Origin of the sequence: Porphyrobacter sp. ULC335, from assembly GCF_025917005.1 — a bacterium.
Taxonomy (GTDB): Bacteria; Pseudomonadota; Alphaproteobacteria; order Sphingomonadales; family Sphingomonadaceae; genus Erythrobacter.
This window is the reverse complement of sequence record NZ_CP078091.1, coordinates 3,041,525-3,063,661: the sequence shown is the minus strand read 5'-3', so window position 1 is coordinate 3,063,661 and position 22,137 is coordinate 3,041,525. Positions and strand designations below refer to the sequence as shown.

Annotated in this window: 19 protein-coding genes; 12 read left to right on the top strand and 7 right to left on the bottom strand. The window is 65.2% G+C overall.

Annotated elements, in window-relative coordinates; genetic code table 11:
• The first annotated feature begins 50 nt into the window (after positions 1-50).
• The 7 genes from KVF90_RS14750 (at position 51) to KVF90_RS14720 (ending at position 6,447) form a co-directional block, all read left to right on the top strand.
• The gene (locus KVF90_RS14750; protein WP_264392326.1) at positions 51-584 is read left to right on the top strand and encodes a DUF3617 domain-containing protein; all 534 of its coding nucleotides are present in this window, start codon (positions 51-53) and stop codon (positions 582-584) included.
• A gap of 81 nt (positions 585-665) precedes the next feature.
• Positions 666-1,487 carry an esterase/lipase family protein gene (locus KVF90_RS14745; protein ID WP_264392325.1) on the top strand — a complete coding sequence of 274 codons (822 nt, stop codon included), beginning with the start codon at positions 666-668 and terminating at the stop codon, positions 1,485-1,487.
• A 117-nt stretch (positions 1,488-1,604) separates the two neighbouring features.
• On the top strand, positions 1,605-3,035 hold the full coding sequence (locus KVF90_RS14740; RefSeq protein WP_264392324.1) for a circularly permuted type 2 ATP-grasp protein: 1,431 nt from the start codon (positions 1,605-1,607) through the stop codon (positions 3,033-3,035).
• Position 3,036: 1 nt separating this feature from the next.
• Positions 3,037-3,981, top strand: a complete 945-nt coding sequence (locus KVF90_RS14735) for an alpha-E domain-containing protein (RefSeq protein ID WP_264392323.1) — start codon at positions 3,037-3,039, stop codon at positions 3,979-3,981.
• Positions 3,982-3,986: 5 nt separating this feature from the next.
• Positions 3,987-4,844 carry a transglutaminase family protein gene (locus KVF90_RS14730; RefSeq protein WP_413677033.1) on the top strand — a complete coding sequence of 286 codons (858 nt, stop codon included), beginning with the start codon at positions 3,987-3,989 and terminating at the stop codon, positions 4,842-4,844.
• A gap of 93 nt (positions 4,845-4,937) precedes the next feature.
• On the top strand, positions 4,938-5,684 hold the full coding sequence (locus KVF90_RS14725) for a proteasome-type protease (protein WP_264392321.1): 747 nt from the start codon (positions 4,938-4,940) through the stop codon (positions 5,682-5,684).
• A gap of 142 nt (positions 5,685-5,826) precedes the next feature.
• A complete protein-coding gene (locus KVF90_RS14720; RefSeq protein ID WP_264392320.1) occupies positions 5,827-6,447 on the top strand; it encodes a response regulator transcription factor in 621 nt (206 codons plus the stop codon).
• 169 nt (positions 6,448-6,616) lie between these two features.
• On the opposite strand, the gene KVF90_RS14715 is transcribed toward KVF90_RS14720, so the two are convergent.
• From KVF90_RS14715 to putP, 3 genes are all read right to left on the bottom strand, one after another.
• Positions 6,617-7,345 carry an extensin family protein gene (locus tag KVF90_RS14715; RefSeq protein ID WP_413676989.1) on the bottom strand — a complete coding sequence of 243 codons (729 nt, stop codon included), beginning with the start codon at positions 7,343-7,345 and terminating at the stop codon, positions 6,617-6,619.
• An 80-nt stretch (positions 7,346-7,425) separates the two neighbouring features.
• The gene (locus KVF90_RS14710; protein WP_264392318.1) at positions 7,426-7,821 is read right to left on the bottom strand and encodes a VOC family protein; all 396 of its coding nucleotides are present in this window, start codon (positions 7,819-7,821) and stop codon (positions 7,426-7,428) included.
• Positions 7,822-7,873: 52 nt separating this feature from the next.
• Positions 7,874-9,334, bottom strand: coding sequence for a sodium/proline symporter PutP (gene putP, locus KVF90_RS14705; protein ID WP_264392317.1), 1,461 nt, complete (start codon positions 9,332-9,334; stop codon positions 7,874-7,876).
• Between the two features lie 147 nt (positions 9,335-9,481).
• Between putP and KVF90_RS14700 the strand changes: the two genes are divergently transcribed.
• Positions 9,482-10,315, top strand: coding sequence for a DUF4253 domain-containing protein (locus KVF90_RS14700; protein ID WP_264392316.1), 834 nt, complete (start codon positions 9,482-9,484; stop codon positions 10,313-10,315).
• A gap of 28 nt (positions 10,316-10,343) precedes the next feature.
• On the opposite strand, the gene typA is transcribed toward KVF90_RS14700, so the two are convergent.
• Positions 10,344-12,179 carry a translational GTPase TypA gene (gene typA, locus KVF90_RS14695; RefSeq protein WP_264392315.1) on the bottom strand — a complete coding sequence of 612 codons (1,836 nt, stop codon included), beginning with the start codon at positions 12,177-12,179 and terminating at the stop codon, positions 10,344-10,346.
• A 420-nt stretch (positions 12,180-12,599) separates the two neighbouring features.
• Here typA and KVF90_RS14690 point away from each other — a divergent pair, with 420 nt between their 5' ends.
• The 3 genes from KVF90_RS14690 (at position 12,600) to KVF90_RS14680 (ending at position 16,758) form a co-directional block, all read left to right on the top strand.
• On the top strand, positions 12,600-15,281 hold the full coding sequence (locus KVF90_RS14690) for a TonB-dependent receptor (RefSeq protein WP_264392314.1): 2,682 nt from the start codon (positions 12,600-12,602) through the stop codon (positions 15,279-15,281).
• A gap of 125 nt (positions 15,282-15,406) precedes the next feature.
• Positions 15,407-15,856 carry an RDD family protein gene (locus KVF90_RS14685; protein ID WP_264392313.1) on the top strand — a complete coding sequence of 150 codons (450 nt, stop codon included), beginning with the start codon at positions 15,407-15,409 and terminating at the stop codon, positions 15,854-15,856.
• A gap of 32 nt (positions 15,857-15,888) precedes the next feature.
• On the top strand, positions 15,889-16,758 hold the full coding sequence (locus tag KVF90_RS14680) for a hypothetical protein (RefSeq protein ID WP_264392312.1): 870 nt from the start codon (positions 15,889-15,891) through the stop codon (positions 16,756-16,758).
• 24 nt (positions 16,759-16,782) lie between these two features.
• Here KVF90_RS14680 and KVF90_RS14675 read toward each other — a convergent pair whose 3' ends face one another.
• Both KVF90_RS14675 and KVF90_RS14670 read right to left on the bottom strand, forming a co-directional pair.
• Positions 16,783-19,308 (bottom strand): ABC transporter permease, encoded by a 2,526-nt coding sequence (locus tag KVF90_RS14675; protein ID WP_264392311.1) that lies wholly within the window; start codon positions 19,306-19,308, stop codon positions 16,783-16,785.
• The gene (locus KVF90_RS14670; protein WP_264392310.1) at positions 19,305-20,012 is read right to left on the bottom strand and encodes an ABC transporter ATP-binding protein; all 708 of its coding nucleotides are present in this window, start codon (positions 20,010-20,012) and stop codon (positions 19,305-19,307) included. The genes KVF90_RS14675 and KVF90_RS14670 overlap by 4 nt, the downstream gene beginning before the upstream one ends.
• Before the next feature lie 59 nt (positions 20,013-20,071).
• Between KVF90_RS14670 and KVF90_RS14665 the strand changes: the two genes are divergently transcribed.
• On the top strand, positions 20,072-20,797 hold the full coding sequence (locus tag KVF90_RS14665) for an arylesterase (RefSeq protein WP_264392309.1): 726 nt from the start codon (positions 20,072-20,074) through the stop codon (positions 20,795-20,797).
• A gap of 29 nt (positions 20,798-20,826) precedes the next feature.
• Here KVF90_RS14665 and recF read toward each other — a convergent pair whose 3' ends face one another.
• Positions 20,827-21,915, bottom strand: coding sequence for a DNA replication/repair protein RecF (recF, locus tag KVF90_RS14660; protein ID WP_264392308.1), 1,089 nt, complete (start codon positions 21,913-21,915; stop codon positions 20,827-20,829).
• Between the last annotated feature and the right edge of the window lie 222 nt (positions 21,916-22,137).

Sequence of the window (22,137 nt, the reverse complement as noted above, 5' to 3'; positions counted from 1 at the left end):
CTTTGCCGCAAACAGGGTTATGATCGCGAAACCGATCAGGAGACGAGGACATGAAGCGCATCACCATCATCGCGGCCGCCGGTGCTGCATTGCTCGCAGGCTGTTCGGGCGGGAATGCCGACGCCGACGGGAATGGCGAGGTTACCGTCAAGGAAGCGGCCAACAAGGCCGAAGCGGAGGGCCTCAAGCCGGAACCGGGCCTCTACAAGACCACCGTCACCATGACCGGGCTGAACATTCCCGGCATGCCGCCCGAAATGGAGGGCCACGGCGCGGGGCTCACCACCACCACCGAGGACTGCCTGACGCAGGAGGAGGTCGACAAGGGCTTCGAGGAAATGGTCAAGCAGGGCCAGAACGGCGAATGCACCTATGAACGCTTCGCGCTGACGGGCGGGAAACTCGATGCGGTGATGGTCTGCAAATCGGAAGGCCGCAACGTCCGCATGGAAATGACCGGCACGACCACCGCGACCAGCGCTGACCTTACCGCCAGCATGGCGATGGAATTCGACGGTGCGGGTGAGGGGACGATGAGCTTCACCGCCAAGCACGAACGGATCGGTGCCTGTCCGGCAAAGTAACCGCGGCATGATTTGTGTCGTATTTATTACACCTGTTACACTTCATTGAATATTCAGGCTCGCTGTGGCTAGGTGGCGGACATGGCTTCGCGCTTCGCCTTTGACTCTGTCCGTCTCCCCGCCCCGCTGCTGGCAGCGGGCGGCCGCGCGCATCAGGCCTACGCGGCAAGCAAGCTGGCACGCCGCGTCGCGCTGGCGCGGGAAGCGATCCCGGAGGGGCACGAAAGTGGCAAACCGCGACTCTTCCGCCTGCTGGGTGAGGCGCAGGTGCTGCTCGAACCCGTGCGCCGCCCGCGTCGCAAGCTGGCCATCGCGCCCACCGCCAACCCGCAAGTCGCGATGATCCTCCCCGGCTTTGCCACGCACCCGATGCGGATGCGCTATCTGGCGCGCCAGCTCGAGACCGCGGGCCATGTTGCCAAGCGTTGGGGCCTCGGCTTCAACTGGGGACCGACCGAGGAGAATTTCGCGGCGATCGAGGCGCGGCTGCTCCAGCTTTACGCGCGCCACGGCCGTCCCGTGGTGCTGATCGGGTGGAGCCTTGGCGGGCTTTATGCGCGCGAGATTGCCAAGCGGCAGCCGCACGCTGTGGCCAAGGTGATCTCGATGGGCTCACCGTTCAGCGGCTCTCCGCGCGCCAACAATGTGTGGCGCGCCTACCAGTTCATCACCGGCCATTCGGTTGACGCCCCGCCGATCGCGGCCGAGCTTCGCGTCAAGCCGCCGGTCGAGACTGTGGCGATGTGGAGCGCCAATGATGGCGTGATCGCTCCGCGCTGTGCTGCCGGTCGCATTGGCGAGCGTGATCGCGCCATTCCGGTCCGCTGCACGCACATGGGTTTCACCTATGACCCGCAGGTGATCGCCACCCTCCTTGCCGAGCTCGAAACCACGCGCGTTTGACCCGACGCGGCAGCGATCTTGCGCAAATGCGCGCAGGCGCTTTCCTTTTGCAAAACCGCGGTTAGATTGCTGCAATGCACCTAAGGGCTAGAACCCTGACAGAGTGTGCGGGGGTCAATGAACGCGGGTCACGGCAATTTCGATGAGATGTTCGATGGCGATGGTCGCACCCGGCCCGCCTATGCCGATTATTCGCGCTGGTATAACGAACAGCCGCCCGAATTCCTGCGTCGCAAGAACCGCGAGGCGGATGACACCTTCCGCCGCACCGGCATCACCTTCAACGTCTATGGCGAGGATCAGGCCGAGGAACGGCTGATCCCCTTCGACATGGTGCCGCGCATCATCACCGCGGCCGAATGGCGCAAGCTGTCGCGCGGGATCGAACAGCGGGTGCGGGCGCTCAATTCCTTCCTCTATGACCTGTATCACCGGCAGGAAATCGTGCGCGCGGGCAGGCTTCCCGAACGGCTGCTGCGCGGGAACGAGGCGTGGCTGGCCAACATGGTCGGCTTCACCCCGCCGGGCGGCATCTACACGCACATCGTCGGCATTGACCTCGTTCGCACCGGGCCGGACGAGTTCTTCGTGCTGGAAGATAATGCGCGCACGCCTTCGGGCGTCTCCTACATGCTCGAAAACCGCGAGACGATGATGGGGATGTTCCCTGATCTGTTCAGCCGGATCGGGGTGGAGAGCGTTTCCAACTACCCGCGCCGCCTTGCGCGCAGCCTTGCGGCTTGCGTCCCGCCGGCGTTCGAGGGCGGCAAGCCGACCGTGGCGGTGCTGACGCCGGGGATCTTCAACTCTGCCTATTTCGAACACGCCTTCCTTGCCGACCAGATGGGCGCGGAACTGGTGGAGGGCAGCGACCTGCGGGTCGTGGGCGGGCGGGTGCAGATGCGCACCACCAGCGGCTTCAAACCGATCGACGTGCTCTATCGCCGGGTCGATGACGAATTCCTCGATCCGCTCACCTTCAACCCTGACAGCGTGCTCGGGGTGCCGGGCATCATGGATGTCTACCGCTCGGGCGGGATCACAATCGCCAATGCGCCCGGCACCGGGGTGGCGGACGACAAGGCAATCTACAGCTTCATGCCAGAGATCGTCGAGTTCTACACGGGCGAGCGGCCCCTGCTGCCCAACGTCCAGACCTGGCGCTGCGCCGACAAGGACAGCCTTGCCTATGTGCTCGACAATCTGGCCGAGCTGGTGGTGAAGGAAGTGCACGGTTCGGGCGGGTACGGGATGCTGATCGGGCCGACCTCCTCCAAGCGCGAGATCGAGGCTTTCCGCGCCAAGCTGGTCGCGCGGCCGGAAAACTACATCGCCCAGCCGACGCTCGCGCTGTCGACCTGCCCGATCTACACCGCCAAGGGCCTGGCCCCGCGCCATGTGGACCTGCGCCCCTTTGTGCTGGTCTCGCCTGAGGGGATCGACATCACGCCGGGCGGATTGACGCGCGTGGCGCTCAAGAAGGGATCGCTGGTGGTCAACTCCAGTCAGGGAGGCGGCACCAAGGATACCTGGGTGCTGAAGGACTGATATGTTAGGCCGCACCGCCAACGGGTTGTTCTGGATGTTCCGCTATCTCGAGCGGGCCGAGAACACCGCGCGCCTGCTTGAAGCGGCGCTGCGCATGGCGCTGACCCGCGATGTTGTCACCGCCGAGGCCGAGTGGCGCTCGGTGATCGCGACGCTCGGGCTGACGCAGGCCTATCAGGCCGCGCATGATTCCTATGACGGCGTGGCGGTCTGGAACTTCGTACTGCGCGGCAGCACCAACCCCGGCAATGTGCGCGAGATGTTCGGCGCGGTGCGATCCAATGCCCGCATGGCCCGCACCAATATCTCCTCCGACGTGTGGGAAGCCGTCAACGAGAACTGGATGCGGATCGACCGGCTGCTGGCCCGCCCGGTCGGCCAGACGATGGTGGGCGAAGCGCTTGCCGCGATCCGGCGGGCGGGGACGCAGGTGCACGGGGCCTTCGACGGTTCGATCCTGCGCGACGACGGATACCACTTCGCCCGCGCGGGCACTTTCATCGAGCGAGCGGATTCCAGCGCGCGCATTCTCGACATGAAGTATTTCATCCTGCTGCCCTCGCTCTCCTATGTCGGGTCGAGCCTTGATACCGGGCAGTGGGAACAGGTGCTGCGATCGGTCGCAGGCGCGCGGGTCTATAGCTGGCTCAACGCCGGTCAGATCGAGGCGCGCGGCATCGTCGAATTCGTGGTGCTGGACGACCGCTTCCCGCGCAGCCTTGCCTTCTGCCGCAATGCCCTGCGCGATTGCCTCGGTGCGCTCGCCCGTTCGCATGGCGTCGAAGGCCGCGCGATCGCCCTGATGCGCGAGGCAGACACCCGCATCAGCCACCTCACCGTCGACCAGATATTCGAGGCAGGCCTGCACGAATTCCTCGTCGATTTCCTCGCCCGCGACGCCGCTATCGCCCGGGCGATTGCCGAGGATTACCGGTTCCACGCATGAGCAAGCTGACCCTCTCGATCCAGCACACCACCCATTATGCCTTCGCGCAGCCGGTGGTGCACGCGCTCCAGCGGTTGCGGCTGACGCCCAAGGAAACACAGGGCCAGCGCATCATCAACTGGGCGATGACCTTCGACAATGCGGCGGCAGAGGTCGAATATGACGACCAGCATTTCAACCACGTCACGCTGATCGGGCTGACCCCGGGCGCACGCGAGGTGACGGTGACTTGCGAAGGCGTGGTCGAGACAGAGGACAATGCCGGGGTGATCGGCCGCCATTCGGGCCATCTGCCGTTGTGGAGCTTCCTGCGCCAGACGCCGCTGACCCGCCCGGGCACCAAGCTGCGCGGATTGCTGCGCGAGGCTTCGGGCGGGGCCGATGCACCGCTCGATTTCCTCCACGCGCTGTCCGGCCTGATCCGCGAGCGCGTCGCCTACGAAACCGGGCGCACGCATTCGCGCACCACCGCCGAAGAGGCGGTCGGGCAGGGCGCGGGCGTGTGTCAGGATCATGCGCATATCTTCATCGGCGCAGCACGGGCGAGCGGGATTCCGGCGCGCTATGTCAGCGGCTACCTGATGATGGATGACCGCATCGAACAGGAAGCCACCCACGCCTGGGCGGAAGCCCATGTCGAAGGGCTGGGCTGGGTCGGCTTCGACGTATCGAACGGCATCTCGCCCGATCCGCGCTACGTCCGCGTGGCGACGGGGAGCGACTACCGCGATGCCGCGCCGATCACCGGCATAACGCAGGGTTCTGCCGCTGCCGAGGTGCTGACTGTGGGCGTCGCCGTGGAGGCGAAAGCCTCCGCCGCCAGCCAGAGCCAGTCCCAGCAACAGGGCCAATCGACACAATAGACAAAGCGCCCCGCCGCAGGCTTTGCGCCAGCGCCTGCTTCAAGCTAGGGCCGCGAAAACGCGCGGCGAACGGGGCAAACAGAGGATGACGGCATGACCTATTGCGTTGGCATGGTGCTCGACAAGGGCCTCGTCCTGATGAGCGATACCCGCACCAATTCGGGCGTCGACAATATCTCGACCTTCCGCAAGCTGTCTCACTGGAGCGTGCCGGGCGAGCGGATGATCGCGGTAATGACCGCGGGCAACCTTGCCACCACGCAGGCGGTGATCAGCCAGCTTGAGGAGCGCACCAAAGCGCCCGAGGACCGCGAGAACTGCCTGCTCAAGGGCGCGACGATGTTCCAGGTCGCCACCGAGATCGGCCGTCTGCTGCGCACCACCATCGAAGACGTGCAGCGCGTCAACGGCGATAACGGCAAGGGCCGCTTCACCGCCACGATGATCGTCGCCGGGCAGATCAAGGGCATGCAACCGCGGCTATTCATGATCTATCCCGAAGGCAATTTCATCGAAGCGAGCTGGGACACGCCGTTTTTCCAGATCGGGGAAACCAAGTATGGCCGCCCGATTCTGATCCGTGGCTACGACCGCGGCATGAGCTTCGAGGACGCGGTGAAGCTGCTGATGGTCAGCTTCGATTCAACGCTGAAGGCTAACCTGTCAGTCGGCCTGCCGCTGGATTTGCTGGTTATCGGCAAGGACCAGTTCGCTGCGACGCACGAACACCGTGTCACCGCCGAGGACGAATATTTCGACACGATTTCATCCGGTTGGGGAAATGCGCTAAGGTCGGCATTCCACTCGCTTCCACCCTATCGATTCAGCGATGACCCGTAAGGGATAGGCCTGATCTGGCTCCGATCCGGATCGATATTTTCTTAATTTATCAACAATTTAATGTGTCCGGGATATGGTAAATCCTCCGGATCGGCGCTGCTAATGCGTGAAAACGCACATAGGTTAGCGCAATCCGATCTTCATGACACGCAAAGCCAGCCTCCACTTCATCGATTCATGCAGCCGCCAGCGCGCCGAATTGGCGCGGGTTGGCTTCGCATTGGGCCACCATTGCGAGGTTTATGGTGACCTGTCCGAACTCGCGGTGCACCCGCCGCGCGAAGGGATCATCATCGCCCGCGATACCGCTGAAGAAGGCGGCGTGGGCATGATCCTTGACCGGCTGGGCAGGCTGGGCATCTGGCTGCCGCTGATTGCGGTGGATGTGCAGCCCCGACCGGGCCGCATCGTCGAAGCGATCAAGGCCGGCTCGCTCGATTATCTTGCCTTGCCGCTTGATCCGGAACGCTTCACCCGCTGCCTCATGCGCATCGAGAAGGAGGCCGAACAGTTCGGCGCCGCCCGCCGCCGCATGATCGAAGCGCGCGACCGCATCTCCACCCTTTCCTCGCGGGAACGTGAGGTGCTCGATTGGCTTGCCGAAGGCAGCAGCAACAAGGCCATCGCGCGTGAGCTCGATATCAGCCCGCGCACTGTGGAAATCCACCGCGCCAACATGATGACCAAGCTCGGCGCGCGCCACGCGGCGGAAGCTGTGCGATTGAAACTGGAGGCGAAGCTTGAACCCAAGATGAGGGCGTAGCGCTAACGCTTTGACCTGGCTCCATAAGGCCCCCCTTCGAGAGCCACGGCCGCCCGCAGCACGGGATGCAACAGGCTTCACCCACGGCGGCTCCGGCGCTGATCAGTCAGCAGGCCGGGGCCGCCTTTCTTTTTCCTGACAGGGGCAGGCAGCGCCAAGCGCCGCCCGGTTAGCGGCAGAATTTCGCGCCGGTGCCTTCAAGATGGAAGTGATCCTCGTGCGCGGCGTTGTATTCCGGGCCGAGCACCGTGCCGAAGCGCTTGCACGCACTCTTGTGCACCACCCGCAGGAATTCGCGGGTCGCCGCATCGCTGCCGTCCCAATCGCGCTTGAGCACGATCCGGCGGCCATCGGCGAGGACAAAGGCGGAAACGTCGATCGCCTCGGCGCGGGCATGGGCCGAACGCCGCTCGCTTCCGGCGACATTGCGGCAGGCATAGCTTCCCATCGTCTCGATTTTCGCAACCGGACTGCCAAGGATCTGGCGCGCCGCACGGTCGACGCCGAAGCGCGCCCAATCGCCGAACGCCTTGGCCACATTGCAGCGCACCGGCCCCATATTGGCGATGGTGAGCGGCGCGCGGTCCCCTGCCAGCGCCATCAGCTGGACCGTGCCAAGCTTGTTGCAACCGGGGGCGGCGTAGGTATCGGGGAGGGGATCAAAGCGCGCGCCGCTCGCGCCGAGATCGGCGAGGCAGGCGCCATCTTCGGCGCGTTGGGCATAGCTTTGCGGGGCAGAGGAAATCGTGGTGGCCGGGCGTGCGGGCGCACGGGCAGACTGGCTCGCCGCACCCGGAGCCGCGCCGCTGCTGCCGCCGGGGATCAGCGATCCGCACCCCGCCAGCGCCAGGGCGGCGGCGGTCACACTTGCTGCGCGAAGAATCTCCGAAGCCTTCATGGCTAAGGATTATTCCCCAAGAATGGTTAACAGACCGAAAACGTATTGGTTAATGCGACCTTTGACCGCACGCAGCCCGATCAGGGGAGCCGGTCTTCGATCTGCTCCCACAGTTCGATCTTCACCCCGTCCGGATCGAGCAGCCAGGCGAACTTGCCGTAACCCTCGTCAGCCTCGCCCAGGATGTCGACACCCTTGGCGCGCAGGGCCGCGACAAGGCCGGGCAGATCATTCACCCGCAGGTTGATCATGAACCCGCCGGTGCCGGGTTTGATATAGGCATCGTCCCCGAAGTGGCTGATCATCGAATAGGGGTGCCTGCGCGGCTCCTGCGCCCAATCGAATTGCGGGCCGTAGGGACCGTCGATCGCCAGTGTCTCGCGATACCAGGCGCGGCTCGCCTCCGGGTCCTTGACCAGATAGAACACACCGCCAAGTCCGGTCACCCGCGGGCCACTGTCTGCATTCGCCGCCATAAGCGCTTCTCCCCCGCAGGTATTATGCCTTAATGCGGGGATCGGTGGAAGCTCAGATAGTTTTGGGGCGCTGGCCGGTCAGAATGCTCACCAACACAATGGCCGCGAAGGACGCCGCAAAGCCCGGTACAATCTCGTAAAGGCCGGGACCGCCCATGAAGCTGGCGTTCCAGCCGAGCATGATCCACCCTGCGACCACGCCTGCGCCGGTCACCAGTCCGGCCACCGCGCCCGCGCCGGTCATCCGGTCCCAGGTCAGTGACAGCAGGATCAGCGGGCCGAAGGCGGCGCCGAAGCCCGCCCATGCGTTGGATACGAGGCCGAGCACCTCGCTGTCCGGGTCCGCCGCAATCACCAGCGCCGCCGCCGCGACCAGCCCGACCGAGAGCCGCCCGATATTCACCGCCTCTCGCTCGCTGGCGTTGCGGCGCAGGAACAGGCGGTAGAAATCCTCGGTCAGGGAGGAGGATGACACCAGCAGCTGCGAGGCAATCGTGCTCATGATCGCGGCCAGCAGCGCGGCATAAAGGAAGCCGGTCACTGCCGGGTGGAACAGCAGGTTGGCGAGCAGGATGAAGATCGTCTCCGGATCATCGACCACCAGCCCGTTGGCTTCGGCATAGGCGCGCCCGGCAAGGCCCACGGCGACCGCGCCGGTCAGCGAGATGACCATCCAGCCCATCCCGATGATGCCTGCGCGCGGGACATTCTCCACGCGGTCGATCGCCATGAAGCGGACGATGATATGCGGCTGGCCGAAATAGCCCAGACCCCAGGTCACCGCGCTGACCACCCCGATAAAGGTCGCGCCCTGCGTGAGGCTCAGGAAGCCCTCCTGCGGCACCGAGGAAAGCGGCGCGCTGCCGGTCCCGAACAGGATCACCAGCGGCATGACGACCAGCGCCACCATCATGATCATGCCTTGCACGAAATCGGTGAGGCTGACGGCCAGGAACCCGCCGATGGTGGTGTAGACCAGCACGATCCCGGCAGTGATGAGGATGCCGAGCATGTAGTCGGACAGGCCCGTCACCGGCAGCACTCCGGCAAAGGCGGTCGCAAACAGCTTGCCCCCGCCGACCATGCCCGATGCGGTATAGACGGTGAAGAAGCCGACGATCACCACCGCCGAGACGACGCGCAGCAGCGTGCCGGCTTCCGGAAAGCGGTTGGCGAGGAATTGCGGGATGGTGAGTGCATCACCCAGCCGCTCGGTCTGTTCGCGCAGGCGGGGGGCGACGATAATCCAGTTGAGCGCCGCGCCGACGGTGAGGCCGATGGCGATCCACGCCTCCACCAGCCCGCTGGCAAACAGCGCACCCGGCAGGCCCAGCAGCAGCCAGCCCGACATGTCCGAAGCCCCCGCGCTCAGCGCCGTGACCGCCGGGCCAAGCCCGCGCCCGGCGAGCAGGTAGCCCGATGAGTCCGCCCGGGTCTTCGCCCAGGCATAGACTCCGATGCCGATCATCAGCAGGAAATAGGCAGCGAGCGCCGCGAGGGTGTAGGTGTTCATGGGGCGGTGGCCTAACAAGCGTCGGGACGGTTGGCTAGCCGCGCCCGGCACTTGGCAACAGGTGACACGCCGATCATGCCGATCTAACCTGCGGTACGCGCGGGGGACGCCGGGCCGGACGGAGCAGGTCGTATGGAGCGCAGGGCTATGATCAAGGGGTTGCTGGCGAGCCTTGCGGGCCTGTTCGGGGCCGGGCGGGGCACGGCGCAGACCTCGGTGCCCAAAATCATCGTGCCGCGTATCACCACGCTGTCGTCCGACCATGCCCGCGTCAAGGCGATGCCGGGCTATCGCATCGAGGCGGTGGAAGGAGCCAGGGCGCTCGCCCGTTGGGAGGAACTGCGCGCGGGCGGCGAGGGCTATCCGGTAATTGTCGGCGATGCAGAGGCGCTCAATGCGCTGCTCGAACAGGTTGGGGACCATGATAGCCCGGACATCGCAGACACCCTTGCCAAGGCGGCAGCGCTGGATTGGTCGCAGGCGCTGAACGAACTCAAGTGCCGCACCCGCGAGGCACTGGCCGAATTCTCTGCCTCGGGCGAAATCGAGGACGCGCCAGAGCCGGAGGTCGGACTTTGGCCCGCCAGGCCCGACGTCGCATCCATGCCGAGCACGCCCTTCAACGTGCTGACAGGCGCGCCCTACGACGTCTGCTACATTCTGGTCGTACCCGCACGCCATGGCTGGGAAGTCCCCGCCTACACATCGTGGGGCGCGTGGAACGAATGTCCGCCGCCCGAACTCCACATCGCCGCCTTACGATCTTGGCACGAACGATACGGGGCCGAACTGGTCGGAATGAGCGCGGACGTGCTCGACGTCCGCGTGACGCGGCGGCCCGCTTCGCGCGAGGAGGCACTGGCCCTCGCGCGCGAACATTTCGATTATTGCCCCGATATCGTCTATCAGGGCACGGAAACGCTCGCGCCGCTCGCCGCGTCCTACATGGTCAGCGACTGGTGGTACTTCTGGTGGGATTGAGGCGGGGCGGCCGCAGCGCCCCCGCCGATCAACTGTCCTTCTTGCGCCGCATCTTCTTGCGCTCGTTCGGGTCGAGCTCGGCCTTGCGCAGGCGGATCGACAGCGGGGTCACTTCGACCATTTCATCGTCGTCGATATAGGCGATCGACTGTTCCAGCGTCATCCGGCGCGGCGGGGTGAGGCGGATCGCGTCATCCTTGCCGCTGGAACGGACGTTGGAAAGCTGCTTGGCCTTCATCGGGTTGACCTCGAGATCGTCGGGCTTGGCGTTCTCGCCGATGATCATGCCCTGATAGACCTTCATCTGCGGAGCCACGAACAATTCGCCGCGTTCTTCCAGCATGTTGAGCGCATAGGCATTCGCCTCGCCATCACCGTTGGAGATCAGCACGCCGTTGATGCGGCCTTCGATGGGGCCCTTGTAGACGTCGTACTTCTCGAACAGGCGGTTCATGATCCCGGTACCGCGCGTGTCGGACAGGAATTCGCCGTGGTAGCCGATCAGGCCGCGTGACGGGGCCGAGAAGGTGATGCGGGTCTTGCCCACGCCCGAGGGGCGCATTTCGGTAAGGTCGGCCTTGCGGCGCTGCATCTTCTCGACAACCGTGCCCGAGTGTTCGTCATCGACGTCGATCACGACCGTCTCGTAAGGCTCCATGCGCTTGCCGCCTTCTTCGCGGAACAGCACGCGCGGGCGGCTGATGCCGAGTTCGAAGCCTTCGCGGCGCATCGTTTCGATCAGCACGCCCAGCTGCAATTCGCCGCGACCGGCGACTTCGTAGGCGTCCTTGTCCTCGCTCTCGGTGACGCGGATGGCGACGTTGGTTTCGGCCTCGCGCAGCAGGCGGTCACGGATGATGCGGGTGGTGACCTTGCTGCCTTCGCGCCCGGCCAGCGGGCTGTCATTGACCGAGAAGCGCATCGCCAGCGTCGGCGGGTCAATCGGCTGGGCGGCGATGGGCTCGCTCACGGAAGGATCGCAGATGGTGTTGGCGACGGTCGCCTTTTCGAGGCCGGCCAGCGCGATGATGTCGCCCGCACGCGCGATTTCGACCGGAACGCGCTCGAGCCCGTCAAAGCTCATCAGCTTGGTGGCGCGGCCAACTTCGACAACCTTGCCGTCCATGTCGATGGCGTGGATCGGATCATTGACGCGGATCGTGCCCGACTGGACACGGCCGGTGATGACGCGGCCCATGAAGTTGTCGCGGTCAAGCAGCGTCGCAAGGAAGCTGAACTTGGCATCGGGATCGAGGCCGGGGGCGGGCACGTGTTCGATGATCTTCTCGAACAGCGGGGCCAGGCTGCCTTCGCGGCGCTCCTGATCTTCGCTGGCGTAACCATCACGGCCCGAAGCGTAGAGCACCGGGAATTCAAGCTGCTCGTCTTCGGCATCGAGGCTGACAAACAGGTCGAACACTTCGTCGAGCACTTCCTGCGGGCGGCCATCGGGACGGTCGATCTTGTTGACGACGACGATCGGACGCAGGCCCAGCGCCAGCGCCTTGCCGGTCACGAACTTGGTCTGCGGCATCGCGCCTTCCGCGCTGTCGACCAGCAGGATCACGCCATCGACCATCGAGAGGATGCGTTCCACCTCGGCGCCGAAGTCGGCGTGGCCGGGGGTGTCGACGATGTTGATGCGCGTGGTATCGCCATTTGCCCCGTGCCATTCGACACTGGTGCACTTGGCGAGAATGGTGATCCCGCGTTCCTTTTCGAGATCGCCCGAGTCCATCGCCCGTTCCTCGACCCGCTGGTTCTCGCGGAAGGTGCCGGATTGGCGGAACAACTGGTCGACCAGCGTGGTCTTGCCATGGTCAACGTGGGCGATAATCGCGATATTTCTGAGGGCGGACGACATGCGGGAGAAACTTCCGGTGAAAAGCCGGACGCTGGTCGTCCGGGGCAGGGGACAAGGGCAAGGCGCTTGGGGGCGCTCGCGTTAGGCAAAGTTTATGGCGGGTTAGCGACAGCGCCGGACGCTACGGCAAGCGCCGCGAGTGCCTCCATGTGCTGCGATGCAACATTGCCGGGCCGCCTAGCGCAAGCGGGCCGTTGGGGCAAGCGCCGGGGCTGCCAAGGCACGGCTACCGAGGGGAATCAGTGTGACTCTTGCGCAACATTATCGTGATTTGCCTTTGAAAAGCGCGGGTCTGCCGCTTGTGGCTGGCAGCGCACTGGCTTATCACGCCTCCTACACGATCACGGGAGAGAACGCACAAGGACGGTGCGTGTCCGCAACAGGACGCCGGGGTCGCGGGATTTTTGGAGAGGAGCTTCCATGCGTTCGACCTTCACCGGCACTGCCGGCGCCTATCGATTCACCTTGCTTGCAGGCGCTGCCTGCGCCCTGGCGATGCCCGGTGTGGCACTGGCCCAGGACGGCGAGCCTGAAGTCGATACGCCCGAAAGCAGCAATGTCATCATCGTTACCGCCTCGAAGCGCGAACAGACGCTTCAGGAAACCCCGATCGCGGTCTCTGTGACCAGCGGCGAGACCATCGAACGGGCCCAGATCCGCGACGTGCTCGACCTGCAGTCGGTGGTGCCTTCACTGCGCGTCAGCCAGCTTCAGACCTCATCGGCGACCACCTTCATCATCCGCGGCTTCGGCAACGGCGATAACAACTTCGGCATCGAACCTTCGGTCGGCGTGTTCATCGACGGCGTGTTCCGCTCGCGTTCGGCCTCGGCCCTGTCCGACCTCAACATGGTCCAGCGCGTCGAAGTGCTGAACGGGCCGCAATCGACCCTGTTCGGCAAGAACGCGTCGGCGGGCGTGATCTCGGTCGTCACCAAGGAACCGCAGTACGAATTCGGCGGTCAGGTCGAAGCGGTCTACGGCAACTACAACCAGATGTTCCTGCGCGGCGAATTGACCGGCCCGATCAGCGAGAACATCGCCTGGTCGCTCGACGGCACCTACCAGCAGCGCGACGGCTTCGGCCGGATCGTCAACCTCGACAATGCCGAGATCAACAACCGCGACCGCTGGGCGGTGCGCGGCAACCTGCTGATCGAGCCGTCCGCGGACATCAAGATCCGCCTGATCGGTGATTACGGCAAGATCAATGAAGTGTGCTGCCAGACCAGCAACCTCGTGGTCGGCCCGTCGACATCAGGCGCGATCGCAGGGGTGGGAGGACAGTTCCCGTCCGACTTCTTCAGCTTTGACAACTTCCTCAATGTCGTTCCGGTCAACACCAACGAGAACTACGGTTTCTCGGGCCAGCTCGACTGGAACTTTGGCAACCTGACCCTGACGTCGATCACCGCCTATCGCGAACTGCGCAATGCCTTCAACCAGGACATTGATTTCACCAGCGCAGACCTCTCCGTCGAGACCCGCGATCAGGGCGTCGACACCTTCACGCAGGAACTGCGTCTGACCTCGGACTTCGACGGCCCGATCAACTTCCTGCTCGGCGGCTACTACTTCGACGAGTCGATCCGTCAGGACAGCTCGCTGACCGTGGGTGATGATTTCCGCGAATTTGCCGCGTTCAGCGCGGCCAGCGGCGGATTTTACAACTCGGCTCCGGGCAGTGTCGGCTTCAACCCTGCGCGTAGCACCCTGCTTGCCGGATCGCTGATCCCTGGGCTGACCGCTGCGCAGCAGATTGCCGCAGGCGAGGCCTCGCTGCGTCAGGCAGAAGCAGGTCTTCGTCTGCCGGTTGGTTCGATCCTTGGCGGAGACTTCCTCACGCGGGAACGCTTCGCCCTCGACAACAAGTCCTGGTCGATCTTCGGCACCGTGGATTTCGAGCCGGTTGACGGTCTCGTATTCACCGCCGGGTTCAACTACACCGACGACAAGAAGGACTTCGAAATCGAGCTCGATGCGCTTGATCCGTTGGCCCAGATCAACGTGGTCGATGCGTTCATCGTCGGCGCGACCGGCGGCGCGGTGACCAACCGCGCGCAGTTCCAGGCGCTTCCGACTCTGAACCAGCAGGCGTTGCTGGCGGCGGCCCAATCGTCGGCCAACCCGCTGCTCGGCCTGGCGGCCCTGCAGTTCCAGACCCCGTCGCCCGACGTGCCGAACTCGGTCGAGCCGGGCCAGACGCGTGACGATCAGCTGACCTACCTGCTGCGCGTTGCCTATCAGGTGTCGAACGAGGTCAACCTCTACGCGAGCTATTCGACCGGCTTCAAGGCCAGCTCGATCAACCTGTCGCGTGATAGCCGTCCGTTGGTGTCCGATTACACCCCCGGTCCGCGCGGTTCGACCTTTGCCGCGCCGGCCTCGCCGATCATCAATGGCGGTCTGGCCACGCCCAACCTGACCACCGGCACCCGCTTCGCCGGTCCGGAAAAGGCGAAGGTATACGAACTGGGGATGAAGGCGCAGTGGGAAGGCTTCGGCTTCAACCTCGCGCTGTTCGACCAGACCATCGAAGGCTTCCAGAGCTTTGCCTTCACCGGCCTCGGCTTTGCCCTGCAGAACGCAGGCCAGCAGTCGGTGCGCGGTTTCGAGTTCGACAGCACCATCCAGCCTGACGATTCGCTGACCTTCACCTTCGCGGCGACCTACCTCGATCCGGTGTTCGACAGCTTCCCCGGCTCCGTGCTTGGCGATCTGTCGGGGCAGCGCGTGGGCGGTATTCCTGAGTGGAGCCTGCGCACCTCGGCGACCCATACGCTTGAACTGGGCGATGCCGGCACCCGCCTCATCACCCGCGTCGATTACAGCCACGAAAGCAACACGCCGATCAACAACGGCCTTCCGACCTTCAACCGGCAGCGGGGCAACACCCAGATCTTCGATCGCGAAGTCAACCTGGTGAACGCTTCGATGACGCTGGCGCTGGACAACGGGCTGGAAGTCGGCGCCTTCGCCCGCAACCTGCTCAACGAGCTGTACATCCTCACCAACTTCGACGGTGTGGCGCAGGGCGGTACGGTCTCGGGCTACCCGAGCCAGCCGCGCACCTGGGGCGGCGTGGTGCGTTACCGCTTCTGATCCTTCCCGGATCAAAACGATAAAAGGGGCCTCGCACCACATGGTGCGGGGCCTTTTTCGTTTGCAGACGCCGGTGTTCTGTGTTGGTTTGCAACACGTTCACATGCAACAAGGGGATTAGGCATATGAATTTCGCTGGCTTCTGGATTCGCGTTCTCGCCTACATCATCGACATCATTCCGCTGCTGATCATCGGTTTCGTGCTCGCGCTCCTGTCGGGAGAGGACCTGATCAACACTGACCCGTCGGCGCCGATCTATTCCTTCACGGATCTGATCGGCCTGATTGTCGGCATTGCCTATTTCGTCGGGTTTGAAAGTTCGGCCTATCAGGCCACTCCGGGCAAGATGGCGCTGGGCCTCATCGTTGTCGATACGGACGGACGGCGGATATCTCCGGCGCGCGCTTTCGGGCGCTACTTTGCGAAGATCCTGTCAGGCCTGATCCTGCTGATCGGCTACATCATGGTCGGCTTCACCGAGCGCAAGCAGGGCCTTCACGACATGATCGCAGGCACCTTGGTCGTTTACGGCAAGCCCGGTCAGGTTGGCTACGACCCCGACGTCTTCGACTGACGGGCTAGCGGCTGAAACGGGGGGAATTGCCGATGGATATCGGGCGCGTTTTCGCGACGAGTTTTGCCATGCTTCGCCAGCGGTTCTGGCTGCTGGTGGGGATGTGGGCGGTGTTCTTTGCCATCCAGCTGGCGGCCTCGATCGTGCTCGGCATCGGCATGGCGGTGCTGGGCATGGCGGGCGCTGCGGGCATGGGTGCGGGGATCGAGGATCCGGGCGCAATTGCCGGGCTGGGCGTCGGGATGATCGTCTTCATGGTGCTGTTCTACGGCGCTTACCTCGTCATCGTGCTGGCGCAGCAGGCGGCGATGGTGACGATCGCCTCCCCGCTGGAGGAGCCATCTTTCAGCGCGGCGATGACCCGCGGTTTCAAGAGCGCGCTGCCATTCTTCGGTATCGCGGTGCTGATGATGCTCGGCTATCTTGCGCTGGTCGCGCTGATGGCTGGCGTGCTCGGCGCGGCATCAGTGGGAGGCGGTACGGCCGGATCGGCTGCCGCCGTGGTGGTCGCGCTGGCATTCCTGCCGCTGCTGATCTTTTTCGCCTGCCGCTTTTCGGTGCTGATCCCGGTGGTGGCGGTCGATCAGGTGTTCAACCCGGTCGCCGCGATGCGCCGCAGCTGGTCGGTGACGCGGGGCAAGGTGCTGCGCATCATGCTGGCGTTTCTCGGCTTCTTCGGCATTACGCTGCTGGCGCTGGGCGTGCCCTTCGCCCTGCTGTTCGGTGCGATCTTTGCCGGACAGGACAACCCTGCTGCGGTGGCGGGAATTGCCATCATCGGCGTTCTCGCCATCATTCCGCTGTTCATCATCTACATGATGTTCACTTCGACCTTCACCGCAGCGCTTCATTCCGAAGTCACCGGCGGCGGGGCGGAGACGCTGGAAGAGGTCTTCGCCTGAAGCGCGCGGCCTAAAGCTCGCGCCCTATAGTTCTCTTAGCGCCCGCGCCGGTTTCGCTCCCAGCAGCGGGAGCGAACCGGCGAGCGCGAAGCCGAGCACCAGCGCCACGCCAAGGCCCAGCACGCCAAGCACCTCGCCCCAATCGGGCAGCCAGTCGAATTCGAACAGCTGGGTGATCACCACCCAGGCAAGCCCCCCGCCCAGCGCCAGCGCCACCAGCGCCAGCACCCCGGCGAGCAGGCCGTATTCGGCCAGTTGCAGCAGCAGGATCTGCCGCCTGCTCGCGCCCAGCACGCGCAGCATCACCGTGTCATAGGTGCGCGCCGCCCGCGCCGCCGCAATCGCGCCCATCAGCACCGCGAGGCCCGCCAGCACCGTCACCGCCGCCGCCGCCAGCGTGGCAAGGCTCACCTGTTCGAGCAGCTTGCGCGCCTCGACCAGAATGCCGCCCACCTCGATCACCGAGCTTGAGGGCATTTCCTTGACCAATGCCCGCAGCAAGCGTCCGCGCGCAGCGGTATCCGCGCCTTCGGGCAGGTCGATGGTGGCCGACAGGTTGTGCGGCGCATCGGCAATCGCATTGCGGCTGAACACCAGCGCGAAGTTGAAGCCCATGCTCTCCCAGTCGATCTCGCGGATATTGGCGACCCGCGCGGTGCGCTCCACGCCGAGGATGCCGATGGTGAGGTAATCGCCGACCTTCAGCCCCACCGCTTCGGCAAAGCGCGCATCGACCGAAACCAGCGGCTCACCCTTGTGGAACGGGCTCCACCATTGGCCATCGGTCAGGCTGTTGCCCTGAGGGAGGGTGTCGGCATAGGTCAGCCCGCGCTCGCCGCGCAGCGCCCATGCGCCTTCGGGGATCTCTTTCAGGTCGGCAACGCGGACCATTGTGTCCTTCGGCCCATAGGCGATCACCGCGCCGCGCATCGTCGGCACGGTGCGGATCGCGGCCTTGGGGAAGTCCTGCTGGATCAGCGCGAAGAAGCGCGGCTCCTTGTCGCGCGGCACGTCCAGCACGAAGTAATCGGGCGCTTCCTTCGGCACCCGCTGGGCGATGTTGCCATCAATCGCGCTCTGCACCGCAGCAAGCAGCACGAAGGCGGCGAGGCCGAAGCCCAGTGCTGTCACCAGCGCCCCCGTCGGCGCGCCGGGCCGGTGTATGTTCGATAGCGCGCTGCGCAGCAAGGGATTGGCCGGACGCGGCAGGCGGCGGGCGAGGGCCTGTATGCCCCAGCCAAGCCCCGCCAGCAGCACCAGCGCGCCGCCGGCACCGATCAGGAATCCGCCCGACAGCATCGGCTGCGCGGTGGTCAGCAGCGCCAGCGCACAGATCGCCGCAAGGCCGAGGGCCGTCGCCAGCAGCGCCCGCTTGTCCCGCGCCAGCGGCACGATGCCCGACCGCATCAGCGCCATCGCCGGGAAGGTGCGTGCGCGCAGCAGCGGAGCGGCGGCAAAGGCGAAGGCCACCAGCAGGCCGTAACTCGCCGCCAGCAGCAGCGCGCCCGGTGCGATGATGAAGCCGCTTTCGACCGGCAGCAGCCCTTGCAGCGCGCCCGCCAGCAGCGGTGTGACCAGCACGCCTGCGGCCAACCCCGCGATGCTTCCGGCAAGCGCCGCCACGCCGATCTGCATCGCATAAATGCGCACGATATCGCTCGATGTCGCGCCGAGCACCTTCAGCGTGGCAATGCTGGAACGGCGCTGGTCGAGATAGGACGAAACCCCGCCCGCAATCCCGATCCCTGCGATGACCAGCGCGGCAAGGCCGACCAGCGTCAGGAAATCGCTCATCTGCCGCACGAAGCGGTCTGCGCCGGGCGAAGCGCGATCGCGGGTGCGGATGTCGAACCCGGCGGTGGGGAACTGCTTGGTCAGCGCCTCCTCAACCGCGTCAGGATCAGCCGCAGGATTGGCAAAGGCGATGCGGTGCTTGCTCTGATAGAGCGCTCCCGGTTGCAGCAGCCCGGCCTTGGCAGGCACATCCTGCGCGACGATGATCGTCGGGCCGAGCTGGAAGCCTTCGGACAGGCGGTCCGGCTCGTCCCTGATGATGCCCGCTGCGCGCAGGGTGACGGTGCCGACCTTGAAGCTGTCCCCGACTGTGATGCCGAGCCGTTCCAGTGCGGTCTGCGCGATCCATGCATCCATGCCCGAAGGCGCACCCACCGTGCGGTCATCGGTGAGCGTCAGGGTGCCGAACATCGGCCAGCTGGCATCCACCGCCTTCAGCTCGATGGGCGCAGCGGCATCGGGCGTGCTGGCCATCGCCTGCATCCGGTAGCCGCTCGAAATCTTGCCATATTCGGCGAGGGCTTCGCGTTCATCCGGCTTGAGATCGCGCTGCCACACCTCGACTTCGAGATCGCCGCCCAGCAGTTCCTGCCCGCTGGAGGCCAGCTCGCGCTCGATCGCGCTGGTCAGCGTGCCGATGGCGGCCAGCGCTGCGGTGCCGAGGAAGATGCACACCAGCAGCAGCCGTAGCCCACGGAAACGCGCATTGAGATCGCGGCGGGCAATGCGCCACGCCGTCTTGATCGGCAGGCTCATGCTGCGGCCAGGGGCAGGGGGCGCGTGTCCGAGATGATCACGCCGTCCGCCATGGTCAGCACCCGCTCGCAGCGGGCGGCAAGGCTGGCGTCATGGGTGATGATCAGCAACGTTGCCCCGGTTTCGGCGCGGCGGGCGAAGAGGAGGTTGATGATCTCCTCGCCTGTGGCCGCATCCAGATTGCCGGTGGGCTCATCGGCGAAGATCAGATCGGGGCGCGGCGCGGTGGCGCGGGCGATGGCGACGCGCTGTTGCTCGCCGCCCGAAAGCTGGGTGGGGTAATGCCCGGTGCGGTGGCCGAGGCCCACGGCTTCGAGTTCGGTCAGCGCGCGCGGGCTCGCGTCAGCCATGCCCGCGAGTTCCATCGGGGTCGCGACATTCTCGGCCGCGGTCATGGTGGGGAGCAGGTGGAAGGCCTGAAGCACAATCCCGATCCGTCCGCGCCGAGCGGCGGCAAGGCCATCTTCCGAAAGGCTCGCGAAATCCGCGCCTGCCACCGTCAGGCTCCCGCCGCTGGCGCGTTCCAGGCCGGACAGCACCGCCATCAGCGAGCTCTTGCCCGATCCCGAAGGGCCGAGCAACGCCACCACCTCGCCGCGCGCGATGTCGAGATCGATGCCGCGCAGGATCGTGACCGGCGCGGCATTGCTGCCGAGGGTGAGGGTAAGGTTGCGGGCGCTGATTGCGAGAGAGGGACTTGTCACGCGGTTCCGATGGCATAGGTGAGGGGGAGCAACAAGCTACAGGTATGGAAGGCTCGCGGATGCACAAGCGCGGTTGGTCGAATATTGCGGTTATCGGGGCACTATCGCTCGCGCTGGCGGCGTGCGGGGACGCGGCGGACGAGCCCGCTGCGCCCGCAGGCGAGGTGGCCGAGGATGGCAACCCCGCGCTGCCCGCCGTACCGGTGATGGGGCCGGAGCGCAAAATCATTGCCTTCGGGGACAGCCTGTTTGCAGGCTACGGCCTCGACCCGCGCGATGCCTATCCCGAAAAGCTGGAAAACGCTCTGCGCGCCAAGGGCGTAAATGCCGATGTGATCAACGCCGGTGTGTCCGGCGATACGACCGCAGCGGGTCTCCAACGTCTGGAATTCACACTGGCGGCGCAGGATGTGCAGCCCGCGCTGTTCATTCTGGAACTCGGCGGCAATGACCTGCTGCGCGGCCTCTCGCCCGAGGAGACCAAGGAGAACCTCGGCAAGATGCTGGCTATCCTACAGGGCCAGAAGGTGCCAACCCTGCTGATGGGGATGCGGGCGCCCCCCAATTACGGGCCGGAATATCAGGCGCAGTTCGATGCGATCTACCGCGATCTGGCAAAGCAATATGGCGCGACGCTGATCCCGTTCTGGCTGGAGGATATCTACCGCGATCCCGCCCTGTTCCAGTCGGACCGCATCCACCCGACCGCTGACGGGATCGAGCGTTTGGTGGCTTCGACCTTGGGCGATGTAGAGGGGGCCTTGCCGCCGCTTGAGGGGGGTTAGACCCCCTCCAGACCCCTCTTAGACCCCCTCTAGACCCGTTCTACACCCCCTCCAGACACCCTCCAGACGGCGGATTCCTTGCGAATCGCGTCAAACGGGGCGAGTTCGGTGCCGGTCATCCAGACCTGCGCCTTGCCTTCGCGCAATCGCCGGAACAGCTCGACGCGGCGGACAGGATCAAGATGCGCGGCGACCTCGTCGAGCAGCAGCACGCTGGGGCGACCGGCAGCGGCAAGGATGCCGTGGGCGAGAGTGATCGCGATCAGCATCGCCTTCTGCTCACCGGTGGAACAGGACGCGGCAGGCTGACGGGTGGAGGCCATTTCCACTTGCAATTCATCACGTTGCGGGCCGGTCAGCGCGCGGCCCGCCGACCGGTCACGCGGACGGTTGCGGGCAAGTTCGGCACGCAGGGCAGTCTCGTCCAGCGGCCCGCCGGGGCGGTAGGTGAGGGCAGGACGGGCGAAGGGTTCGGGCGGGAGGGCGGACAGCTCGTCTGCCAGCCGCATCACCAGATCCGCGCGGGTCCGGGCAACAGCGGTGCCGTGATCCGCCGCCTGTGCCTCCACCGCATCCATCCAGCGGGGATCACCCTTGTTTTCCAGCAACTTGCCGCGTTCCCGCAGGGCCGTTTCGAGCGCATTGACCCGCCGCGCATGATCGGGCGCAATGGCCAGCGCCATGCGGTCCATGAACCGCCGCCGCGCTCCGGCGCTATCGGTGAAAAGGCCGTCCATTGAAGGGGTTAGCCAGCTGAGCGCAAGCCATTCAGCAAGGCTCGCCGCGCTCGCTGCTGCGCCATTGACCCGCACCAGCCGCCGCGCCGGGTTGCCTGCTTCGGTATAGGTGCCGATCCGTGCCGAGACGTTCCCCGCCTCGGTCAGGCTGGCGCCAATCACGAAGGGCAGGGGATCGCTGTCAGGAGTGGCCCGCCGCGCCAGATCGCCAAGGTTCGCTCGCCGCAAGCCGCGCCCCGGCCCGAGCAGCGAGAGCGCTTCCAGCAGGTTGGTCTTTCCCGCCCCGTTCTCGCCCACCAGCAAGTTGAAGTGCGCCGTCTCGCCAAGCGTCGTCGCGGCGTGATTGCGGAAGTTTTCAAGGCTGATGCGGCTGAGGCCCATGGCCTTTGAGCGGGTAGCGGGAGGGGGGCGACTTGGCCAGTGCGAGCGCGCTGAAATCGCCGATCCTAACCCTTGGTAGATTTTCCCAAGCTTTCGGATGGCTGAACGGGACGTTTGCTGGCTGAAAGCACCGAAACGGCAGAATTCCGCCACTTTTCGAGTTTGGCACACCTCCTGCAGTACACTTTGCATCCCCGGGACGGTCCCGGACAAACGCAAGAA